The following is a 23,624-nucleotide window of genomic DNA, read 5'->3' as shown; positions in this document are numbered from 1 at the left end:
TTTTTCATATGAGCCAATCTGATTCGCAAAACATCATGATCAATAAGCGCCTTTCTATCGCCCCGATGATTGACTGGACCACGACGGATTATCGATTTTTTGCCCGTCTGTTTAATCCGCATACTTATCTTTATACTGAGATGATTTCGACAGGCGCTATTATCAACGGTAATACCGATCGTTTACTGCGCTTTGATAACACTGAACATCCTTTAGTACTGCAACTTGGTGGAGCGGATATTGGTGAGATGACACACGGTGCTGTCGAAGCCCAAAAGCGCGGATTCGATGAGGTCAACATTAATGTAGGCTGTCCTTCAGACAGAGTGCAGCACAATAAGATTGGGGCTTGCCTTATGGCTGAGCCGGAAACTGTGGCAAGCTTAGTACGCCATATGCAGGCTGAAGTAGATATCCCTGTGACTGTTAAGCACCGTATTGGTATTGATGAGCATGACAGTTATCAGTTTATGAAGGATTTTGTGCAGGCCAGTGCTGAAGCAGGCTGCCAGCGTTTTATTGTTCATGCGCGTATTGCTTGGTTAAAAGGACTTAGCCCTAAAGAAAACCGTGAGATTCCCCCGCTGAGATATGATGATGTCTACCGCTTAAAACAAGAGTTTCCTGAACTCCAAATTGAAATAAATGGCGGTATTGATAGCTTAGAACAAATAAAATCTCATCTTCAACACGTTGATGGGGTAATGATTGGGCGAGCCGCCTACCATAACCCTTACCTCTTGGCTGAGGCCATGCAGCTGTGGGGCGAAGAAGCACCCAGTAGAGAGTATATTTTAAGTCAATTATATCCCTACTTAGAAAAACAGGTCGCCAAAGGAGAGCCTTTAACTTCTATCTCTCGTCATTTGCTAGGTTTATTCCAAGGTCTGCCTGGTGCTCGTCGATGGCGGCAGTCGCTAAGCGGTAAGCAGCAACTAACGGTAGATGATCTTAAAGCAGCAGGCGATGCCACTTTAGCATCGATAGAGCGAGCAAGACAAACAGATTTAGTCACTGACTATAATCATTGAGATAAACATTAAATGGCTGCTTTAGACCTTTAGAACAACTCAACCACTCTTAATAGCTTTATAAACAAGCTTTTTAAGAAGTAGAGTAACCGTTATAACAATCATCAACTCAACACATGATTTATAGTCTAAAAAATAGATTGATACTAGAAATGATTCGATAATAGAAATGGCTCGGTACTACAATAAGTACCTAGCCATTTTTTATCTTTTAAAGCGACAAACTGCTAGTTAGCTAACAATCAAATACATCCACATTGCCACCCCATTATTAATAATATGCAAAATTATGGGTAAATATAAGGAATTTGACCTAGCCCTCGCATAACTGAGTAGTAACGCTAATAAGAAGATAACGCTCATCTCATAAAATTCATACTGTAAATGAATAATTGAAAACAAGATGCTGGTTACCAGACTGGCGACCCAAACCCCTTTGGCTCCTTCAAACTGCTCTCTTACCGCACTCCACAGTATCCCGCGGAACATCACCTCTTCATATATTGGTGCAATAACCACCATCGTTAAAATTAGCAACCACTTTGGATTAGCGCTGTCATAAAGATCATCCACAAAAGCTGTGGGATCCTTATCTAGCCAATAAGTCAAAAATTCTGTACCAATCATAAATAACAACCACAGGCCAATAAAGCCCATAGCCACATATAAAGGGAAAGGCTTTAACGACAAGTAATCGGAGACATAATAATTGAGTGTAGTTCGAGAATTGAAGTCATTCTTATGGACAAGGTTACCCTGAGTAGAAGCGTTGACAGGCACAGTTGCTGAATCAGTTTGTACCACTGAAATGCGCCACTTTATCACGCCATAGATAATGATAAGTAAGCCAATCAGCGTAAATATCATAGAGTAACTGGTGACTGTACCATCGAAGCTACCCATTCCGAAACGCTGAGCAGTGGTTAATGGATGGTCATTAAATACCACGGGAGCAAACAGATAAACCCCTAAAAGCTGTAAAGAGAGGAATAGGCCTATTATGGCAATATAAAGCATTACCACGCCAGCTTTAGAAAACAATTTGGGCACCTCAATAGTTTGATTGGGCACTACAATGGTTTCAGAGGCTTGTTGTAATGGCTTTGTACTAGGTTTATTAAACATAATAGAGGGCAATTTTAGAATTTTAAGAGGGTGTCACTTAAGGAAATGTGGCAAAGAAAGAGAATGTCTGTACCAAATTATCCTACCTTGGCACAGACTAGAACCGCGAAGTCAGTACATTAGTTAATTAGTACAGCAATTAATGAGGTAACAAATAAATGCTAAGCTTGTTCAGCAATAGTAGCCAGAATCATTTGTGCTACTGAATCAGGATACTCTAGCGGGAACATATGTCCCCCTGGATGTAACTTAAAAGGAATAGACAGACGACGTCTAATCTTTTGCGGAAAACCATGCTCGTAAAACTTACTGCCATCACCAATTATTAACGTTACTGGTTTCTTAGGTGGCTTATTGGGTTTCAGCCAATACAAAGAAGGATTGGTACGGAAAACAGCCACCTCAGCCTCTTTGGGAATCGTTAGGGTTACCGACCCATCTTGCTGATCACGTAACCCATGTTGTAAATAGCCTTCAAATGTACGGTCATCAAAGCTCTTAAAAAATCCTTTAGGACGTAATAATTCACGAGCTTGCTCACGACTGTCCCACACATCACGACGGTTTTTGGATACACCCGCGGGTGACATCTTATCTACTCTCTTTGGAGAGACTAATTTTGCGGTATGCCATAAGAAATTATCTTTGCCATAAATAAGTGGTGGGTCCATCAGTACCGCTTGCACAAATAATTTGGGCTTACGATAGATGGCCTGCAAAGTACATAAAGCCCCAAGAGAATGGCCCCAGCCAATCACTGGAACTTTATGTTTTTTGACTAACTTTTGCACACTATCGATTACCTGATTGGTCAAACTTTTCCAATGATTATCGATGGCATAAGTGGGTTGACCTTGCTCATCAAACCCTAAGGTAGCAATGTATTCCACTGTAAAGTATTGCTCTAACACCTCAAATAAAGGCTGATAGACTCGACTTGGCATACCATTAGCGTGGGCAAAATGAATCACTGGCTTTCCCGTTAGTTTAGAAACAGGAAGCCTTGAAAAATCCATATTCAATGACACATTTGAAGTAACTGACATTTATCTCATCTCAGCTGAAGTTTGTTCTTCTGGTAATAGCTTTAACTCTACTGAAGAGCCAATACCAGAGCCTAATTGTACTGCAAAATTACTTAAGAACATTTGCAGTGGATCTGCTGGGGTATAGTTAATAACGTCATCCACTTTAAGCTCTTTTTCTAACGTCATTAAACTGCCTTTTTTATCGGCTAACCCTAAAGCAATTGCTTGTTCGCCAGTCCAAAACAATCCTGTGAACAGTTTGTTCTTTTCTGGGTCTTTCAATCTATCGCCACGACCTTGTTTCACTGCATTGATAAAGTGCTTGTGAGTATTATTTAACACACTCTCAATATGCTGTTTTTCATAGTCGCTTAAATCACGGCTGATACTTAGAATATCTTTATATTCGCCTGCTGTCATAGTGGTGTCTTTAACACCAGCCTTTTTCATAAGACCTTCGACATTATAACCTGGCATAATAACCCCGATGGAGCCTACTAAGCTTGAAGGGTTAACATAGATTTCATCTGCAGCAGAAGCTATATAATAAGCGCCCGAAGCACCCATATCACCAATAACCGCATAAAGCTTTTTATCTGGATGCTGTTTACGCAGATCCATCATAGTTTGCCAAATTTGGTCAGATTGAACTGGAGAGCCACCTGGTGAGTTAATATTTAACACCACGGCTTTCGAACCTTTAGATTCGAAAGCTTCAGTTAATGCAGCACTAACATCATAAGCATTTGCCGGATCATCAGCGCTGATAACCCCTTCGATATCTACCACAGCAAGATGAGGGGTTGTCACATCTGCAGTGCTAATAGGGTCCGCAGTAGAACAGCCACGACTGAGCATAAAGAATAACAGCAACAAAGTCGCCAGACTCAGTACTTTAGATATCACTCGCCAACGACGGGCACGTCGCTGCTCTTCGATACTGGCCAGTAACGTTTTCTCTAGTAGATGCCACTCTCGGCCGCCAGAACTTACCGGTAATGAGCGCGGCGTCTGCGGTGATTTGTTATTAGAGTTGTTTGGAGCAGAGTTATTATCAGGAGTTTTATTGGGATCTGGTGGCCAGTTTGACATATAAAATGTGAATCCTACTTATAGATTGATATATTGACTTACAGGGTTTATATTTTATGGGCTAATGGCTTATCGATTGACTATAGTGCCAACTATATTATTCATTGACTGATTAACTTGATTGATTAAATAATCTACTATCGCATTCAATGATTATTTCTTTAATTGACAGTACTTTATCTAAACCTTGCCTCTCAAGCTCTAAATAAAGTATAAGCTCATACCTTACCTGAATCGCCTGTGATTTGTCAGCGGTAATTCTGTAAAATATTAATTCATATTTAAATTTTTAGTTTATTTACATTGCTGTTTTATTTGCTCAGCCACTAACTATTTTAAGGGATAAGCATCACTCACTTTTGTTACTTAACATCGCTTGTTGCCAGTATAAATAACTTTCAGTCAGCGATAGCTTAACAGGTACCATGCTCTCCCCAGTAATTTTCCAATCTTTAGCAGAGAAATTTACTATCAGCTCAGGGTCTAGTACAGATTGAGAAGGGGTCAGCCAGTATGCTTCGTTTATGGTCGGCTTAAATTGAATACTAGAGTCGCCTACTTTTAATTCTTGTGCTGGGCACATAAGTTCCCAAAGCTTACCCAACTGTGACTCAACGCTGCTATAAATTACGACGCTGTTTTTTTCAACCTTAGGCTCAGTCCGTCTTTTATCGTCGACTTTAGACTGTTTTGCTAACATAGAATCGCTATTAGAGGGACGAATAGCAGCACGTAACTGCTCATTACTCCCTTGTTCATTAAGATAAATAGCCTGTGTCGTAGACAGTTCAATCACGCAGTCCCATACGCCACTGTCTTTTACCTGTTGCCAACCCGTCAATACTTTCAGTGATAAATCATCTGTATCATATCGTTTGGTAGGCAGTTCTTTGGCAAATAGTCGTTCAGATTGCTGCTGTGGCCACTGCTTGCCATTGTGACAACTTTGGGCCGTTAGAGTCGACCCTGATAATGCTTTGTTCACTTGTTGCTTATGATTAGCTAAGCCCGCTTGCCAATAATATGACAGTGGCAGATGGCGATTTAATTCACGTACCACAGGTGCCAATCCCGCTGTCTGCGTTTGGACAATGACCCCAGTCAAATGGCTAATTCCATGTTCTTGTAGTTGGTCGTATAGAATTTGGACCAATTGTTGCTGTTGTAGCGCTGCTAAAGAAGCGTTGGCTACTTTATATTTATTATCATATTCTGAAAGTAACAACCAAGCCTGTTGCTGAGTATGAATTAAACTCGCTGCATAATTAGAGTCTTTGGGGTTTAATACGGTAATCTGAACCGAATCTTTCAAAGTATCATTATTAGCGTAGGCCAATGCGGCTATCGCAACTAGAGGCGCCGTAGACAACAAACGGCTTAACATGCCTTTAGGCAATAACCAAGGTAACACTAATAATAAGAAAAGTCCTAATAAAGGCACACTAATATCAGTATAGACCCAGCCACTGTACTGCAATATCTCTTGTAATGTTAAAAGCAGGCGATGTAAAAGATCTAATATCCAAAATAACAAAGACCAAATTGAATCGGCCAATGCATTATTTGGAAAAATAACGAACAGTACACTGGCCAATAGATTTAGCGGTACAATTATCCAGCCGAACAAGCCAATGGCAAATAAATTGACCGCAAACCCCCAAAGAGAGACTTTACCAAACAGCCAAAGACTAATCGGTAGCAAAGCGATAGACATCCAAAGCTGTAACTTCAATAAGTCGGACGATTGCTGTCCAAGCCTGCCCGTTAAACTTAAGGTCGGACTAACAAATGCTTGGGACACTTGCGAGCTTTGTTTTGTATCTTGTTTCCTCTCCCAACGTTGGCTATAAGCCACTAAGACTGCAACCGCCACAAACGATAGCCAAAATCCTGCCTGCCAAAGAACAAAAATATCTGACCAAGCCATAATAACCGCTAACAGTAACAACATCTTAAAAATAGCCGGTACGGCCAATAGATAACGCATCACTCCTACTAGAAGCAGCATGCAAGCCGTTCGCAGTGCAGGCACATCAAACCCTGCAAATAGCGCATAACCAAAAGCAGTTATGGCGGCAATAATAAAAGCGCACTGCCAACGGGGTAGAAAATGATAAATACGGGGCATGAACCGATTAATAAAAGCCGTGGCAACTGTGGCACACAATATACTCAAAAATAAAACATGAGTACCTGAGATGGCCAATAAATGCGATATGCCGCCAAAACGATATAAAGCTGTCGTCTCATCACTGATTAAACTACGATCGCCGGTTAATAGACTTAGGGTTACCGCCACCCCATCTTGGTTCAAGCCAGAGTGCTCACTATTAGCGTCAACCTTATTGGAGTCATTATTGCCAGAGTCATTATTGTAAGAGTCAATATTTTCAAAGTCAGTGACGTGGACTCTTTGGGAGTTATTAGAATAAGTGCGCTCATTCATTAACTGTAGGAAATGCTCACGAAACCTAAAACGCATAACATCAATCTTCTGATGTAGTGTTAGATTTGAGACCTCCTCTACCTTCTGATAATTGGTGTCAACAATAAACGCCTTTGCCATGGCATGACGACTGCTTAGCCATCGATATTCATCGAACTCATCTGGATTATTTTTATCTTTTAACTCAAGAGGTATGAGGGCTAGCTTCATCCTAAGCTGCTGCCCTGCTGCTAGTTGGTTAAGGGGTTTATCCTTGATTTGATAACTTTGTAGCATAACCGTCATAGTATTGGGCAATATCTGCAAACCAGTGACGGTCTTCGCTTGATTCAAAGACACAGACACTTTATCAGTTAAAACATCGGTATTTATGGGTTGATGAAAAGGATTGATCCGTTGGTTATTGTCTATAGTTGAGCCAAACTGATTGCTATATGAAGTTACAGTCTCAACTTTATTATCAATAACCTGTAATGAGTCGAATTCAATGTCACTTAGCTGAACCAATTGCCGGTAACCCTGCACCACTGACTTATCTTCTACTTTCAACCTTTTATCACTTAACCCTATCGGCGTCACCATAGCCTGTAAATAAAGGTTGTTTTGCGGTGATGATTCGATAAAAGCCAATCGTTGAGCGACGCTATGACAAAGAACCGCCAATAAAAATAGTAGCCCAATGCTTATTTTAACAATAGACGCTATAAAGCCTTGGTGATAAAACTCTGTCAAAGGGGTGTGATAGAAAGGTTGGGGCTTAAGGATTTGAGAAGGTTTTTTATGCGGAGATTTTTTAGGAGAAGAAACAGAATGAGATAGAGAGGTATGCTGCCAATTATTTCTTCTAGCCACCAACTGGAGTAGAAAAAATCCTAACCAAAGTAACACTATTATTGCCAATACAAAATAAGCTGCAGCCTGCCAATGCTCACTATTTACCTGATACCGTATCGTACTAAGGGTATAGAGCTGACTTGGATCCAGCTCTAAAATAGCCAACATTAGACCGATTGCTGCAAACCCTGCAAGCCAAATCAAATAAAGCCCTTAGTATGTCCTCATCATCAACCTTGATTCTGAGTCATTAATAATCTGAATGATTAATAAATAAATCATGCTTTGATAGCAACGGTATTATAAGACTAGTTAAAATTAGTGGTCAAAGTTTTCCCACTTACCATTTTTGAGTAACATTTGGCGATCGGCCATGGCAGCTAAGCTTCTATCATGGGTGACCATTAACAGTGCTGTTTTCATGGTATCTTGTAGCTCTGCCAACAAGGCAAAAATGCTCTGCGCATTGTCATAATCTAAGTTACCTGTTGGCTCATCAGCCAGTACCAGTGACGGCTTAGTGACTAGGGCACGGGCAATCGCTACCCGTTGTCTCTCACCACCTGACAACTCACCAGGACGGTGTTCTAATCGATGTCCCAACCCTACTCTTTCTAGCAGATCTACAGCTTGCTGGCGGGCTTCTTTAATTGGTACCTCTTTACGCAATAACAAAGGCATGGCCACATTTTCAATAGCAGTAAACTCTGGTAATAAATGGTGAAACTGATAAATAAAGCCCAAATGCTTATTACGCATTTCGCCACGTTCAGTCTCATTCATATTGTTTAAACACTTACCATGCAACCAAACCTCACCAGAAGTAGGCACATCGAGCCCGCCTAATAGATGCAATAAGGTACTTTTACCTGATCCACTGGTCCCGACAATAGCAATACGCTCGCCAGCATTTACCGTTAAGTTAAGGCCCGTTAGAACCTGAGTGCGAATATTGCCTTCATCGTAAATTTTATTAATATTTTTTGCGACTAAAATTTCTGACATACTATTTTCTCAATTACTCTATTTTTAAAAATGGCTTTTTTAAGATTTATACTGCCTTTCGCTACCTTTAGCAGCAGACTTATTAAAACTTAACAATTCCTTGAATCTTAATAAGTCTGGGTTTTATTTTAGGGCTGATTGCTATGCCTAATAATAGAGCTATTCGTAACGTAAGGTTTGTGCAGGTTGAATGCTAGCCGCACGACGAGCAGGATAAATAGTTGCCAAGAAACTTAATAAGAACGAGGTACTGGTAATAATCAATACATCTGTCCAGCGTAGTTCAGTGGGTAGATAATTAATAAAGTAAGCATCGAATAGATGTAAGTTAAATGACTGGTTGATCCAACCTAGAAGATCGCCTACTGTCAGCGCCAAGATAACACCCAATACCGTACCTGCGACCGTACCAATCACGCCAATGACTAAGCCTTGTACCATAAACACTTGCGTAATCAGCTTAGGAGAAGCACCAAAAGTCTTCAGAATAGCAATATCTGCTTTTTTATCAGTAACCAGCATGACCAAACTAGAAACGATGTTGAAAGCGGCCACGATGATGATTAAGAAAAGCAGTAAGCCAACCATCGCTTTTTCCATTTGAATGGCACCGAATAAATTGCCATGAGTACGGGTCCAATCATTGGGGAATAAATACTCTGGATCTATATTGGCAGCACGTTGGGCCACTTGAGGGGCTAAGAAGATATTATCTAACTTCATGCGAACCCCTTGTGCTCCGGGTGGTAGACGAAGTAAGGTTGCAGCATCACCCATAGGGATGAAAGCCACCAAGTTATCTACTTCACGACTGATGTTAAACACCCCTGTCAACGTAAAGCGCTTGAATCTTGGAATGACACCAGCAGGCGATGGAGAGGCTTCTGGCAGCACCAAAGTTACCTTATCGCCTACTTGTAATCCCAATGCTTCAACCATGCTCTCGCCTAGAACAATACTGAAATCACCGTCTTTTAAAGTGTCAATACTGCCCTCAACCATGTGCTCATTAATGATTGAGACATTTTTTTCGTATTCAGGCTCTACGCCAGTGACCATGATGCCTGCCACCTGACCATTGGAGGTCAACATACCTTGTAGTTCGATAAAAGGAGCCACGGCTGCCACTTCCGGGTCTTTTTCAATTTTAGTGGCCAGACTTTTCCAATCAGAAATAATCTCGCCTGAACTGACGGTTGCTTGCGGGACCATCCCTAAGATACGGGATTTAAGCTCACGGTCAAACCCGTTCATTACGGATAACACAGTGATTAATACTGCGACCCCTAGGGTTAATCCAACCATTGATATTAATGATATTAAGGAGATAAAGCGGTTACTGCGTTCAGCACGCGTATAACGTAATCCTAAAAATAAGGCTAATGGACGAAACATAATTCAGGCTCTTAACCGATTAGAAAAGGACTAATAGGTAGTAACTAAAGTGATGAATAAAAGCTTATGCTAAATAGCAAAGCCCATAGTTTGACACAAACACAGCCAACTTGGCTATGTTTGATTACTGCTATTATTTTAATAACACTGGCAAAATGTTGTTTTATTTGCCAAAAACTCTTAATTTATACTCAATCTGTTTATCATTAGAAGCATATGATCTTGTATTAACACAACTTGCCCCTATTTAGTTAGTAGAGCATTCGTTAGTAATGTAGATTGCAGTAAGTAAAATTTTAGTAAATTAGTTTTAGTTAAGAGAGCGCAGGGTTGCAAAACTTGCTATCTAGGTTGATGACCCTAATAACGGACGGCTAAGCGATAGCTCTTTATAATTTGTAATCTTTATAACTTATAAATAGATAAATAGCTTTCGATCAAAGCGCTTAACGTCTAGCAATGCAGTTAGGTTATAACAAAAATGTAGCCAGCCCTTAAAACCAACCATCAAAAGTATAAGTACATTATGACAACTCAAGTTTATAAATATAGCCAGCATCCTGATATACGCCCCATTACCATCACTTTAACTGATGAACAAACGGCAGGTCATGGCGACCATTGGCGTATCTTGACCGACAATATTGAACAAGATGTACCCAACTGGCTACAAAACTCCATTGATGAGGCGACCATCGCCGCAGGATTAAATTCCAATCTAACCAAAGATAGCCTCTCTAATTTACTTCTGTCTTGCAATCAGATGTGCCATATTAATCAAGTGTTGGCAATGAAGGACGGTAAGCCACAAAACTTTATAAACGCTTTTCCTTGTGTCAGTAGTCCTTATGGCTTGGTCTGCAAAATTGACCGTATCATTGCCAATAATTCTACTCAAGACGCGGTATTACGCCTAATTAGTGAAGATGGTAGCGTCATTTATGCATTTGACCAAATGTATACCGTTAACCAACCTCTTTATCGTCAAAATCAAAAATACTTTGTCAATTTTAGTGCTTGGGCTTATGCCATTGAGCCAAGTAATAAAGAAGAAATCATCCGAGTAGAAGACCCAGATGCCATTCGCTATCACCGTGCTTACAATGATATCGTCGCCCAAAATAATGGGGTTATTCCTGCTGACTTAGAACAGCAAATCGATAAGTGGCAACCTGAAAATGATGAGCAATTAGCTCCTGTTGAAATTAACTTGGGCAACATGTGCGCTTATTTATTTGGCGAGACTTTGGGTCAAGAAGATGAGGCTTGGTGTCAGGGTCAGGTATTGGGCAAGCAGCAACAGAAATTGCATGACCGTGAACTAACTGTGTTTGATGTGGCAATATTACGTGAGCCAGATGCTGATCCCTTTGTGGTTCGTGTGGCTACTCCCACTACAGAGGCGGTTCAGAAAATCGAAGTGAATGACTATGTTCAAGCCAATATCTGGCTACAAGCTGCTATTTACTATGAAAATCAAAAAGACTCATAATCTTCTTTGATTTCAAGCGTTAGTTTTGATTTACCCGAACTTTAACTATTTGAAAAGCCGACTCAATTATTGAGTCGGCTTTCTTATGTACTACTTTTCAAGCTATAGTTCCTTTATAAACCTCTTCTTTTAATTAAGTGTGACTAAATCTTAATAGCTAGCCATACTATTAATAGTTGACTTTTTAACATTCTATACAAACTATATATTTACAAGCGTTACAAATTCAGGGTAAGATTATTTACTTAATTTCTCTACGATGAAAGGATAAATTACTAATATTTATTCAGTTCATATCAGGGTATTTATGAAAGCTTCTTCTGACAAAATTTTCAGCCCTGCTGCACTGCCTTTACCTATTTTAACGGCAGAGCACTCTACTGATTTGGGTAAAACTTCTAATACGAGCTATAAAACTACCTCAACCCTTTCTAACTCTTATAAAGAGTTACGGTATGAGCATCCTAGTGCAACAACCAAGAATTTATTAGAAACGAATCATACTTATGACACTCACTCTACGGCAGAAAAAGTGAGTTTAGAATCAACGTTACCTGAATCCACATCGAAGGCCCTATCTCATACTGAAAACAATAATCCTGGGCTACTGTTTTTTATGAAATCATTATTAGGCGATAAAGCCTTTGACTCTATTAGCTTACTTTCTGTCAGCTTCTTCATTTCTGGCATTTTATTGATGCTCTATTTGCTGAATTAAGGTTGTAAGCCCGAATTAAATGATTTAGTGGTATTTGACAAAGATTTGAGTGTACTACCATTCTAGATTACATTTTCCATAAAAAAAGAGCGATTGATTAGCAATCGCTCTTTTTTATATCTGAAATTAAGCCAATAACATTGTTACAATCATTATCTAAGATAATTGAACCAATTAGCCTTGTTCAGTCATGGCATAGATTTTCTTAAAAAGTTCTTTTTGCTCAACTGATGGTTTAGCAGTTTGCAATGCCATCACTTGACCCATGTCTCCGTCAATGCGGATTTTGCCTGACATAAATGCATTCATTGCTTCATTCATATCGCCTTTTAAAGCAATTGCTATTAAAGTTTGCTCATCAATGTTGATGGTGGTACTGGCATCTGTTGTGCCCTTTTTTAAGACACCATTTTGAAGCGATGCACTGACATCACCATTTGCAGTATTGGTAACATTCAAGTTTAACTTACTGTTGGCCAATGTAGGTGGTAAATTTAAATCACCGGCTTCAGCGGTTAAACGATCTACTTCGTTAAACCATTCATCTGATAAAAAAACTGCCATAAGAATTTCCCTGTTCAAATTAAAAATAGAGTTAATGTAAAAATAGAGTTAAAATATATCACAAGCATATCAGTTGATATATCAAAACAATGCATTTAGTTTATATAGTTAATAGTTAAACTAGTCAAGATAGGTTTTACTAATTTACCCATAAACCATTTTTGAGTGGCTTATGAACGAATAAGGGCTATCTCGATCATTTTATCAACTAAACTGCTAGTAATATAAACTTTTTAGCTCCGTATTACTAAAGTCCTAAGATTGCTAACTCACTTAATATTGAGCCTATATCCTGTTAAAAAACAGTGAGTCTACAGTATTTATGTGAATTAGTAAGTCACTTTTAATGTTACAGTTTTTGCGTTAAATTAGGCTTTTCAAAGGTAATATGAGAGAAAATAAGCCTTTAAACCCTCGTATTCGTAACAAAATCGATATTACCCATAACTTTTTTACGGGTTTTTTTTGATTTGACTATTTCGTCAGATGATATTTTGTATCCTATGCGTTACAATAGCTTCATATTTAGATAACATCGGGTATAACAGCCAAACAATTGAGACTAAAATTTATTTTTAGACCCTCATGAGTGAGCCATCTATAAATTAAATAACTGAATTGCTGTGTAGATTTCAACACAAGGTGGCCTACCTATAAGTGCCGCCTTCATCATTCAGAATTAATTTTTTACAGGCCGCTCTGCTTTGGTTGACACCTTTGATACTTAAGGCTGTAAAGGAAATATTCCAATGAGTATAAATAACACAGCAGTCTCTCCAGTCGATCGTGATTACGAAATCACAGTAGTCAGATATTTTACTATCATGACAATCGTCTGGGGGATTATAGGCATGGGTCTTGGGGTGTTCATCGCCTCACAATTGGCTTGGCCTGCCCTAAACTTTGATATCCCATGGCTAACATTTAGCCGATTAAGACCGCTGCATACGAACGCAGTAATTTTTGCGTTTGGTGGTTCTGCTTTATTTGCAACCTCCTACTATATCGTTCAGCGTACCTGTAAAACCAGACTTTTCGCTCCTTATTTAGCTTGGTTTACCTTTTGGGGATGGCAAGCCGTTATTGTTGGTGCTGTCATTACCCTTCCTTTGGGTCTGACCTCAACTAAAGAGTATGCGGAACTAGAATGGCCTATCGATATCCTAATTGCGGTTGTTTGGATATCTTATGCCATCGTTTTCTTTGGTACCTTGATCAAACGTAAAACGTCACATATTTATGTGGCTAACTGGTTCTTTGCAGCTTTTATTATCACTATTGCTTTACTACATATCGTAAACAGTATGGCCATCCCTGTAGGACTATTTAAGTCTTACTCATTATTTGGTGGTGCAACTGATGCGATGGTACAGTGGTGGTATGGTCACAACGCTGTAGGTTTCTACTTGACAGCTGCTTTCCTAGGCATGATGTATTACTTCGTACCAGTACAGATTGGTCGTCCAATTTATTCATATCGTTTGTCAATCGTGCATTTCTGGGCATTAATTGCTTCATACATGTGGGCGGGTGGACATCATCTTCACTACTCTGCACTTCCTGATTGGACACAATCTTTAGCTATGGTGTTCTCTGTTATCCTATTCGCTCCTTCATGGGGTGGTATGATTAACGGTGTTTTAACACTATCAGGTAGCTGGGATAAACTACGTACCGACCCTATCATTCGTTTCTTGATCGTTGCTTTATCATTCTATGCAATGTCAACTTTCGAAGGTCCAATGATGTCTATCAAGACTGTAAACGCGTTGTCGCATAATACAGACTGGACAGTAGGTCACGTACACTCAGGTGCTTTAGGTTGGGTTGGTTTAATCACAATGGGCTCTTTATACGTATTAATTCCACGCATCTTCAATAAGCCTAAAATGTATTCAATCAGCTTAATTAACACTCACTTCTGGCTTGCAACTGCGGGTACTATCTTCTACATCGTTTCTATGTGGATTTCAGGTATCGGTCAGGGCATGATGTGGCGTCAAACTAACCCAGATGGAACGCTTGCTTACAACTTCATTGAAACAGTAGCGTTCTCACACTATCCATACATCGGTCGTGCATTTGGTGGTTTGTTGTACGTAAGTGGTATGATTGTTATGGCTTACAACGCCTATAAAACAATCAAGATGCCAAGCGCTCGTCCTGTTGACGAAGCTGACCCAACAAATCATAGTCCTATCGTCAAAGATGACGAAGACACTCAGCCTGTTAACGTGTAAACCAGCAATCGCTTAAGGAGATATCATGGCAGGTACAGCTCATGAAATAATTGAAAAAAACACAGGCTTGCTGGTCATCTTTATTGTTATTGCAATTAGCTTTGCAACATTAGTAGAGATTGTTCCATTAATTTTTGATACCAAGTCTAGTGAAGAAGGTGGGGTTAACCAACCACTACCTACGATGCAACCATGGACAGCGTTAGAGTTTGAAGGACGTGATATTTATATCCGTGAAGGCTGTCATGTGTGTCACACACAAATGATTCGCCCACTTCGTGCTGAAGTTGAACGTTATGGACCTTATTCACGCGCTGCAGAGTCTACGTGGGATCACCCATTCTTATGGGGCTCAAAACGTACTGGCCCTGATTTAGCCCGTGTTGGTGGCCGCTACTCTGACGATTGGCAGAAAAAACACTTAATCCATCCACAATCATTGGTGCCTGAATCTGTTATGCCAGGCTTCCCATGGTTGGCTAAACAAGAAGTTGATGGCAGTAAAGTGCAGCAAAAAATGCGCTTATTCCGTGATCGCTTCGGTGTGCCTTACACTGATGAAGATATCGAAAGTGCGCCTGACCAAGTATTGGGTGCCACTGAGCTAGATGCTCTAGTTGCGTATCTTCAGCAGCTTGGTACTGCAATGGAGGGTCAACGCTAATGAGTATGAGCGATCTACAAGTTATTGCTACTGTGGGGGCATTTATTGCCTTCATCAGTATTGCATGGTGGGCGTATTCACCGACTAATAAGAAGCGCTTTGAAGAAGATGCACAGCTTGCGTTGGATGATGAGTTAGTTACCTCATCAGCCTCAAATTCACGCAATAAGGATAAAAAATGAGCATATTTTGGAGTTCATGGATTACCATTCTAAGCATAGGGTGCTGGCTATTCATTCTTGGTGCGCTCCTATATGTCGTCCGTCCAGGTTCTAGTCCAGAACTGGAGGAAGACGGTACAACAGGTCATACTTATGATGATGTTATTCAAGAGTATGACAAACCTCTACCTAAATGGTGGTTGGCTATTTTCTTTGGTTCAATTATTTGGGCAGTGGGTTACTGGTTACTATTCCCAGCTCTTTTCCCAAGACATTTCAATGGACTATCAACTGTCGAAGTAGATGGCAAAACTGTACCTTGGAGCTCAAAAAATGAGCTTTACAGTGATCTTGAAGAAAACAACAAGATTTTCACTGAAAACTTTAATACCAATTTCTTGCCTAACCCTGCGGCTCAGAAACAGTTAGCTACTTTGGCCTCATTGCAAGCAAAAGAACGTGTTAAATCAGAGCGTAGCAGTGAGCTAAACGAACAGCTTAAAACTAATATCACAGCTTTAGCGCCTTATGTGAAAGAACTATCAGGTAATCAAAAAGCGGTTATGGCAGGTGAGCGTTTGTTCTTACAGAACTGTGCAGTATGTCACGGTTCTACAGCACAAGGTGCGCCTGGTTATCCTAACCTGACTGATAATGATTGGCTACATGGTGGCAAACCTGAGAATATTTTGTTGACGCTACATAATGGTTGGCATGTTAATCTTGATCCCGCTCAACCATTGCCAATGCCAGCTCAACGTGATGATATTGGTGAGCAAGGTGTACGTGCAGCAGCTGAGTATGTTCTTTCAATTTCTAAGAACCAAGAAAAGTCTGAACTTGATCCAGCTAAAGTTGCTCAAGGTAAAGCAATTTTCAACGAGAAATGCTTTATCTGTCATGGTAGCGATGCTAAAGGTTCGATTGATGCCGGTGCTCCTAACCTAACAGATGGTATTTGGTTGTATGGCGGTGATCGCGAAACTATCCAAGAAACTATCCGTCATGGTCGTGGTGGTGTTATGCCACAGTGGGAAACCAAGCTAGGTAACGAACGTATCATGCTATTGGCTTCTTATGTTTATTCTTTATCGAATAATCCAGTGGTATCGAATGCACCAACCGAAGCTTCTGCTAAATAAGCTATTGCTTTAATTCAAAGTATAGTAGCTAAGCTAAGAGATATGATTTAAGAAATAATAAAGGGGGCTGTCAAAACAGTCCCCTTTATTCGTTTTAGATACTCTAAGATTTATATTTTGCAGGGCAAACGCACACTTTTAGGAATTCCATTTAAAATCAGATAGTTATGAATTTAGGTTTTTATTTTCTAAGTTTATAAGTTTATAAGTTACTGAAAATATTAATGTTTTTTAAAAGTATGCGTTTGCCCTGTTATATTTTGTAGAAATGATAGATTTAAACATTCATCTATATTGTATTTTATATAATCAGTAACCATATAGTTTCTATCAATCATATTGACCTATTTAATCCTATTAATAATCGTGATTATTCTAATGTGTTATTAAGATTTTTATGATTAAAACTTATTTAAGTCGACCAAACGGTTAATCAGTCCTTAACCGCGTAATATCAATCAATGTTAAAATAGTAAGAGAGTGACTAGAAAATTAAATTCTAGCTTTCTCCTCTTTTGCCAGCATAATGGTCCTAATATTTAGAGGTACATTTATGTCAACCCCCTCCCCTAATAGAATTCCGGTTCACGATGTGGATGCGACCAAAAAACGCATTCATCCTCGTTTCACTGATGGTTTTTACCAGCGCATACGTGTCTTTAGTATGTATTTTTTATTGGCCTTATTTTTAATTCTACCTTGGATTAAATATGATGGCCGTCAAGCCATTTGGTTTGATGTACCGAGTCAGCATTATTATATTTTTGGACTCACTTTATTCCCACAAGATTTCTTCTTTGTGGCGGCTTTCTTTATCATTGCTGCATTTACTCTATTTATGGTGACTGTTTATGCAGGCCGTGTTTGGTGTGGTTATGCATGTCCCCAAACCATTTGGGTCCATCTTTTCCAACATGTCGAAAAGTGGGTCATTGGGGATAGAAATAAGCGCATTAAGTTTGATAAAGAACCAAACTCTGCCAGTAAAATAGCCAAGAAGCTACTAATCTATTTTATTTGGATGTTGATGTCTTTAATAACAGCGTCAACTTTCGTTAGTTATGTTTCTGGGACAGAAGCATTGTATGGCAGTTGGCAATCTATTGGGGGTATTCCTTTCCCAGATTGGCCAACTTGGGTTTGGATATCAATGTTTATCTTTACCTTTGCCACTTATGCTAACGCCGCTTATATGCGTGAATTCATGTGTACTCACATTTGCCCTTATGGCCGTTTCCAAAGTGTGATGTTTGATAAAGACACTTTAATTGTTTCTTATGATTATAATCGTGGTGAGCCACGTGGTCCTCGTAAAAAAGGTACTCATCCAGAGACTTTAGGGGATTGTATTGACTGTACGATGTGTGTTCAGGTTTGTCCGACAGGTATTGATATTCGCGATGGTTTACAAGTAGAGTGCATCCAATGCGCCGCTTGTGTGGATGCGTGTAATGATATTATGGACAAGGTAGGCTATCCTCGAGGGCTTATTCGCTACACCACTGAAAGACAATTGGTTGAAAACGAACAAAGCCGTTACTTACGCCCTAAACTGTTCGCTTATCTGTTACTATTATCAGTATTGATTGGGGTGGTGGGTTATGCTCTAATTGACCGAGTACCGCTACAGATTGATGTCCGTGGAGACCGCAACCAGTTATCTTCCATGAATGCTGAAGGGCAAATTGTTAACAGTTATATCATTAAGGTGACTAACAAAACCCAAGCCCCTCATGATTACGTATTATCGATTACTGCGCCTAAAGGATTTACTTTAAATACCCGATTTGAAAGTATACCTTTAGATGCGGGTGAAAGTTACGATATGCCAGTAAGTATCGCTGCCGACCCACAAGCAATTGAGCAAACTGAAGTACCTGTGGTCTTCAATATTGATAGTAAAGATGGCAATTATCATGCTTCTAGAACCAACGTCTTTACGTCAAAGAGTCAAAAATAATGCACCCCTGACTGGTTTATTCAGTTACCAATGGTAGTCCGTTAAATCGCCAGTTTTATAGAGTCAATCTCTGTAAACTGGCACTTTATTTTTTGCATACTGCTTAAGGTTATCCTATGAAAAAATCCACCTCTCCTACCAATTTTGGGCATCAAGATACTCAGCCTTGGTATAAGAACTATATGGTTCTTGTCTTTGTCATTGGTCTGCCTTTATTCGTGGTGGTAGCCTGTATTTGGTTCGTATTTTATTCGGTGCAGATTAAGGATACCGTAGTTCGCGACGACTGGTACATGGATGGCAAAACGCTTTATCAAGACGTGTCACGAGACAAGTTAGCTCACGATTTGGATTTACGAGGTGAAATGACTTTTACCGAAAATGGTCAAGTTATTTTTAATTTAGAATATCCTCAGCAAAGTCTTGAGTCAGGTAAACTTTTAGATGGTACGCCCCTTTATTATCCCGATAAACTAACGTTGTCTATCTCTCATGCTACTGATATCAGTAAAGATCGAGATGGTATCCTGAAGCATACTAAAGGCAATGAATATATTGCTGATATAAAGCTTGATACTCTTGAGTCAAAATACTATGTACAAGTCAGCAATGAGGGCAAGCTCAACTGGCGGCTTAGAGAGGTTGGTAAGTTGCCAAAAGAGCATATTAGCTTTAAGCCGTTAAAGTCTTTTGGTTAATTTCTTATGAGTTGGGCTATAAGCGTTAATCATTGTTAGATAAGCTATATACTTGATTATTTATTTATCTAATAATACCAATTCCACAAAATAATATACAATATAACCAACTCAAAAACATAATAGAATCACATGCCGAAAAAGCCCCTAGAAACCATAAACTCACAGACCACGATTTTCTGCAATTGTCTAAAACAGAAGGCAATGCCAGAGCTAGAATCAGACTGCTCATGCTGCATCAACTGAGTCAAGGTCATCCTATAGCGACCGTAGCAGAGAACTTTGGCTATAACCCTAGAAGCGTCTATACCATAAGAAGGAAATACTGGTTGCATGGTATCACTAGTGTCTATGACTCAGCTGGCAGAGGCAGAAAGAGTCTTTTAGCAGAACAAGACATAGAACCATTCAAACAAGTGATAGTAGAAGCTCAGCAGCAAAGAGGTGGTGGTAGGCTCACCGCAAAAGACATCGCACAAATCGCCAAGGAGCAATTTAACGCCAACTATACCCCTAAAGCGATCTATCCTCTCATGAAACGTATTGGTATGAGCTGGATATCTGCGCGTAGTCAGCATCCTAAGGCAGATCCTAAAGCCATGGAGGCATATAAAAAAACTTCCTTGAGCAGGTAAAGCAAGTTCTACCTGATGGTGTTGATATCAAGCAAGTTGATATATGGTTTCAGGATGAAACACGTATTGGCCAACAAGGCGCTATCACAAGGGTTTGGCACTATAAAGGACAAAGACCTCGAGTAGTCAGGCAGCAGCAGTTTGAATCGACTTATCTGTTTGGTGCCTTTAATCCGGCGACAGGTGAGAGTGTTGGACTTGTTCTACCCTATGTGAATAAGCAGGCCATGGCATTGCATATGGAGGAAATTAGTAAAGCTGTTCCTGAAGGTCGGCATGCCGTGGTGGTCATGGATGGGGCGTTATGGCACCAACCAAGTTTGGATCAAGACAATGTGACCATGCTTAAATTGCCTCCCTACTCACCTGAACTTAACCCTGCTGAACAGGTATGGCAGTACCTTAAACAGCATTGGTTGTCTAATCGCTTTTTTGAGAGTTATGATGCGATTGTCGATGCGGCATGTGACGCTTGGAATGCATTGTGTAATGAGACTAACTTAATTAGGTCTATCACTCAGCGGGAGTGGTGCGATTTGAGTGTTATTTTTTAGAATTGGTATAAGAGTTTAATAAAGACTCAACAATAAAAAGGAGAGCCCATTGGCTCTCCTTTTTGTTTATACGGCTTCACTAATTAATAACTTATTAATCAAGTATTGGATTAATAGTGGGAATTTTCTTAGGCTTACTAGCGTCTTCAAATGGCTTGATATCTGGCTGTGTTGGCAAACCAATTTCTGCTAAATTAGCTTCACCACCGACCTGTATATTCACCCCTTCAAAAGGACGTTCATTATCGTCACGATCCAATTTTAAACTTTCAAAATCAAATAATTCTCGGTCAGCCAATTGTGAAGGTGCCACGTTTTGCATCGCTTTAAAAATCGAGGCCAAGCGCTGAGGATGAGCATTGTCCCATTCACGCAACATATCATTGATCATCGCACGCTGTAAGTTTTCTTGAGAACCACATAAGTTGCAGGGAATAATGGGAAACTCTTTGTAACGCGCATATTTGATGATGTCTTTTTCTTCCACATAAGCCAAAGGACGAATCAATACATTTTGCTTATCATCGCTTAATAGCTTAGGTGGCATCGCTTTTAATGAACCGCCATGAAATAAATTTAAGAAGAAAGTTGCTAAAATATCGTCACGGTGATGGCCTAGAGCAATTTTAGTGGCCCCAATTTGTTTGGCAAATCCATATAGTGACCCACGGCGTAAGCGAGAGCATGCAGAGCAATAGGTTTTACCCTCAGGTACCACGCTTTTCACCACGCTATAGGTATCTTTTTCCAAGATATAATGCGGTATACCCTGCTCTTGCAGATAGTTTGGCAGAATATCTTCTGGATAGCCGGGTTGTTTTTGGTCTAAGTTTACTGCCACCACGTCAAAGTTAATCGGGGCAATACGCTTTAGAAACAGTAAGATATCAAGTAAGGTATAACTATCTTTACCACCTGATACGCAGACCATTACCACATCACCGTCTTCAATCATATTGAAGTCACGAATAGCGTGTGATACTTGCTTACGCAGTTTTTTCTGTAGCTTTTTGAAGCGGGCTGACTTTGTGCCTTTATGATCCACTGCTTGTTCATCAGATGACTCAAATTCTGAGTATTCTTCGTCATTATCTAGGCTATCGGCCATTTCATCTTGATTGTTATCTATAACATTATGGGTTGTATCAGCAGGATTAAATGTCTGCAGTTGTGAAAAATTAGTTTGCATAATAAATCGCTATTTTATGGCTTTAAATATACAGCGATTATATCAAATTGGTAGTTTTAACGCTTGCGGTAAATTTCTTGATATAAAAACAGCAAAAAAACGCCCTCATTATGAGGTAATGCCAGTCAGTTAAGGCAAAAACTCCCTAAAAGTAATAAAATAGCCCATCTAATAAGTAGATGGGCTATTTTACTATGAGACTACAAGACGCTATTAATGAGACGCATAAAAGGATTCCAGACACCCTAGAACAATTTAGTGAATTAATAGACCCTGAGTGGATACAGCAGGCTTTAGAATATACGGGCAAAGCGAGCATTAGAAGACGTAAGCTACCTGCCGAACACGTTGTTTGGATAGTCATCGGCACAGCTTTATATCGAAACCGTTCCATCTGGTATATCACAGAGCAAATGCGGCTTAATATAGACTCCCAGGCCTGTGTGCCCAGCGCTGGGGTACAAGCAAGACAACGCCTCGGGCATGAGCCTCTAAAGCAGCTATTTCATCAACTAAGTACTCACTACCAAACAGAATCACGAGCCCAGCAGCAAGACTTCATGGGACTTAGCGTCCAAGCTGTAGACGGCGTCGTATACTCACTCCCATACACTGATGAGAACCTTCAGCACTTTAGCTCAAGCAAAGGCAGAACTAAAGAGGCGCCCTATCCCCAAATGCGTTCGGTATGTCTGATCAATACTGACACGCATGAGATCATTGACACAACCCTTGCAGATATGGGTCAAGGAGAGATCACCTTAGCCCGTCAGCTAAATGTTCAAGACAACAGCATTACGCTCTTTGATAGAGCCTATTTCTCAGCAGACCTACTGATTAGTTGGCAACAAGCCCATCCAAACAGCCACTGGCTCATGCGGGCTAAAGATAATCTGCGTTACACTGTGATTGAAACCTTTAGTGAAGGGGACTACTTAATACAAATGCCCGTCTCTCCCCAAGCTCAAAAGAAAAATCAAAACCTACCTGCTACTTGGCAAGCTCGATTAATTGAGTGTCGTTATGAGGGTAAGACAAGACGATACATCACCTCTTTAATAGATGATAAACGCTTTACTAAGGATAAAGTGGCACAGCTTTACTTGCAGCGCTGGGAGATTGAGAAGGCGTATCGAGAGATTAACTCTGATCTACAGCAGGGGCTGTTGTTAAGAAGTAAGCTGCCACAGCTTGTATTACAAGAATTCTGGGGGCTTATGATTGCTTATAATCTGATAAGACGTTTGATGTGCTATATGGCAGTTAGAGCTAACGTTAGCCCTCTACGAATTAGCTTTCATATGGCGTCTATTACGATTGTTGATCTGTTACGGTTTGCACCTTTACAGGCTGCTGGCCTCTTCCCTAAGTTGTTAGATGCACTTTTAGAGGAAGGAAAATTGTTTGTTATTCCTGAACGCAGAAAGCGATCTTGCCCGAGGGTGGTTAAGGGGAAACTACAGAAATATCCAAAAAAAAATACCAGTCAGCCTTAACTGACTGGCATTACTCATTACGAGGGCGTTTTAGAAGTTGCAGTTAGTATGTAGAGAAATTTCACGATGTTTATACTTTGTTTAATATACAATGTTTTAGTAATATCATTCTGGGTTATAATAAACAACGACTGATTACTCGTCCTAAGTATCAA

Annotated in this window: 20 protein-coding genes; 12 read left to right on the top strand and 8 right to left on the bottom strand. The window is 40.0% G+C overall.

Translation table 11 applies throughout. The annotated features are described in order from the left end of the window. Positions 1-8: 8 nt before the first annotated feature. Positions 9-1,031, top strand: a complete 1,023-nt coding sequence (gene dusA / locus LK453_RS08370) for a tRNA dihydrouridine(20/20a) synthase DusA (protein ID WP_007395373.1) — start codon at positions 9-11, stop codon at positions 1,029-1,031. A 231-nt stretch (positions 1,032-1,262) separates the two neighbouring features. Here the strand turns inward: dusA and LK453_RS08365 are convergent, their stop codons facing one another. The 6 genes from LK453_RS08365 to LK453_RS08340 all read right to left on the bottom strand — a co-directional run bounded on the left by LK453_RS08365 (position 1,263) and on the right by LK453_RS08340 (position 9,956). Beyond that, positions 1,263-2,156 (bottom strand): CPBP family intramembrane glutamic endopeptidase, encoded by an 894-nt coding sequence (locus LK453_RS08365; protein WP_007395374.1) that lies wholly within the window; start codon positions 2,154-2,156, stop codon positions 1,263-1,265. Positions 2,157-2,317: 161 nt separating this feature from the next. Beyond that, complete coding sequence (locus LK453_RS08360) at positions 2,318-3,202, bottom strand: alpha/beta hydrolase (RefSeq protein ID WP_227674345.1); 885 nt, start codon at positions 3,200-3,202, stop codon at positions 2,318-2,320. Beyond that, complete coding sequence (gene sppA, locus LK453_RS08355) at positions 3,203-4,276, bottom strand: signal peptide peptidase SppA (protein WP_007395376.1); 1,074 nt, start codon at positions 4,274-4,276, stop codon at positions 3,203-3,205. Positions 4,277-4,625: 349 nt separating this feature from the next. Then, the gene (locus tag LK453_RS08350) at positions 4,626-7,760 is read right to left on the bottom strand and encodes a ComEC/Rec2 family competence protein (RefSeq protein WP_201535223.1); all 3,135 of its coding nucleotides are present in this window, start codon (positions 7,758-7,760) and stop codon (positions 4,626-4,628) included. Positions 7,761-7,874: 114 nt separating this feature from the next. Next, positions 7,875-8,561 (bottom strand): lipoprotein-releasing ABC transporter ATP-binding protein LolD, encoded by a 687-nt coding sequence (gene lolD / locus LK453_RS08345; RefSeq protein WP_007395378.1) that lies wholly within the window; start codon positions 8,559-8,561, stop codon positions 7,875-7,877. Positions 8,562-8,720: 159 nt separating this feature from the next. Further along, entirely contained in the window at positions 8,721-9,956 is a 1,236-nt protein-coding gene (locus LK453_RS08340) for a lipoprotein-releasing ABC transporter permease subunit (protein ID WP_007395379.1), read from the bottom strand. Between the two features lie 526 nt (positions 9,957-10,482). Here LK453_RS08340 and LK453_RS08335 point away from each other — a divergent pair. Together LK453_RS08335 and LK453_RS08330 are read left to right on the top strand one after the other, a co-directional pair. After that, complete coding sequence (locus LK453_RS08335; RefSeq protein ID WP_201528842.1) at positions 10,483-11,448, top strand: hypothetical protein; 966 nt, start codon at positions 10,483-10,485, stop codon at positions 11,446-11,448. Positions 11,449-11,755: 307 nt separating this feature from the next. After that, on the top strand, positions 11,756-12,166 hold the full coding sequence (locus LK453_RS08330; protein WP_201535226.1) for a hypothetical protein: 411 nt from the start codon (positions 11,756-11,758) through the stop codon (positions 12,164-12,166). Positions 12,167-12,340: 174 nt separating this feature from the next. On the opposite strand, the gene LK453_RS08325 is transcribed toward LK453_RS08330, so the two are convergent. Then, positions 12,341-12,730, bottom strand: a complete 390-nt coding sequence (locus tag LK453_RS08325) for an SCP2 sterol-binding domain-containing protein (protein ID WP_201528846.1) — start codon at positions 12,728-12,730, stop codon at positions 12,341-12,343. Positions 12,731-13,479: 749 nt separating this feature from the next. Here LK453_RS08325 and ccoN point away from each other — a divergent pair. From ccoN to LK453_RS08285, 8 genes are all read left to right on the top strand, one after another. Beyond that, positions 13,480-14,970, top strand: a complete 1,491-nt coding sequence (gene ccoN, locus LK453_RS08320; RefSeq protein ID WP_201528848.1) for a cytochrome-c oxidase, cbb3-type subunit I — start codon at positions 13,480-13,482, stop codon at positions 14,968-14,970. Between the two features lie 25 nt (positions 14,971-14,995). Further along, positions 14,996-15,634: a cytochrome-c oxidase, cbb3-type subunit II gene (ccoO, locus tag LK453_RS08315; protein WP_201535244.1), complete on the top strand. Its 639-nt coding sequence runs from the start codon at positions 14,996-14,998 to the stop codon at positions 15,632-15,634. Continuing rightward, positions 15,634-15,816 carry a cbb3-type cytochrome oxidase subunit 3 gene (locus LK453_RS08310; RefSeq protein ID WP_201535254.1) on the top strand — a complete coding sequence of 61 codons (183 nt, stop codon included), beginning with the start codon at positions 15,634-15,636 and terminating at the stop codon, positions 15,814-15,816. The genes ccoO and LK453_RS08310 overlap by 1 nt, the downstream gene beginning before the upstream one ends. Then, the gene (ccoP, locus tag LK453_RS08305; protein WP_201535268.1) at positions 15,813-16,937 is read left to right on the top strand and encodes a cytochrome-c oxidase, cbb3-type subunit III; all 1,125 of its coding nucleotides are present in this window, start codon (positions 15,813-15,815) and stop codon (positions 16,935-16,937) included. The genes LK453_RS08310 and ccoP overlap by 4 nt, the downstream gene beginning before the upstream one ends. Before the next feature lie 553 nt (positions 16,938-17,490). Next, complete coding sequence (ccoG, locus tag LK453_RS08300) at positions 17,491-18,897, top strand: cytochrome c oxidase accessory protein CcoG (protein ID WP_201535288.1); 1,407 nt, start codon at positions 17,491-17,493, stop codon at positions 18,895-18,897. Between the two features lie 116 nt (positions 18,898-19,013). Next, on the top strand, positions 19,014-19,595 hold the full coding sequence (locus LK453_RS08295) for a FixH family protein (RefSeq protein ID WP_201535291.1): 582 nt from the start codon (positions 19,014-19,016) through the stop codon (positions 19,593-19,595). Between the two features lie 185 nt (positions 19,596-19,780). Beyond that, positions 19,781-20,230 carry a winged helix-turn-helix domain-containing protein gene (locus tag LK453_RS08290; RefSeq protein WP_227678565.1) on the top strand — a complete coding sequence of 150 codons (450 nt, stop codon included), beginning with the start codon at positions 19,781-19,783 and terminating at the stop codon, positions 20,228-20,230. Between the two features lie 26 nt (positions 20,231-20,256). Further along, positions 20,257-20,784 carry an IS630 family transposase gene (locus tag LK453_RS08285; protein WP_201535313.1) on the top strand — a complete coding sequence of 176 codons (528 nt, stop codon included), beginning with the start codon at positions 20,257-20,259 and terminating at the stop codon, positions 20,782-20,784. A 94-nt stretch (positions 20,785-20,878) separates the two neighbouring features. Here the strand turns inward: LK453_RS08285 and ttcA are convergent, their stop codons facing one another. Next, a complete protein-coding gene (gene ttcA / locus LK453_RS08280; protein ID WP_227674496.1) occupies positions 20,879-21,892 on the bottom strand; it encodes a tRNA 2-thiocytidine(32) synthetase TtcA in 1,014 nt (337 codons plus the stop codon). 275 nt (positions 21,893-22,167) lie between these two features. Between ttcA and LK453_RS08275 the strand changes: the two genes are divergently transcribed. Then, entirely contained in the window at positions 22,168-23,469 is a 1,302-nt protein-coding gene (locus LK453_RS08275; protein ID WP_227945144.1) for an IS4 family transposase, read from the top strand. The last annotated feature ends 155 nt before the right edge of the window (positions 23,470-23,624 follow it).

The sequence above is a fragment of the Psychrobacter sanguinis genome (assembly GCF_020736705.1).
GTDB lineage: Bacteria > Pseudomonadota > Gammaproteobacteria > Pseudomonadales > Moraxellaceae > Psychrobacter > Psychrobacter sanguinis.
Note: the sequence above shows the minus strand (reverse complement) of the source record. Positions and strands in the feature narration are given on the sequence as shown.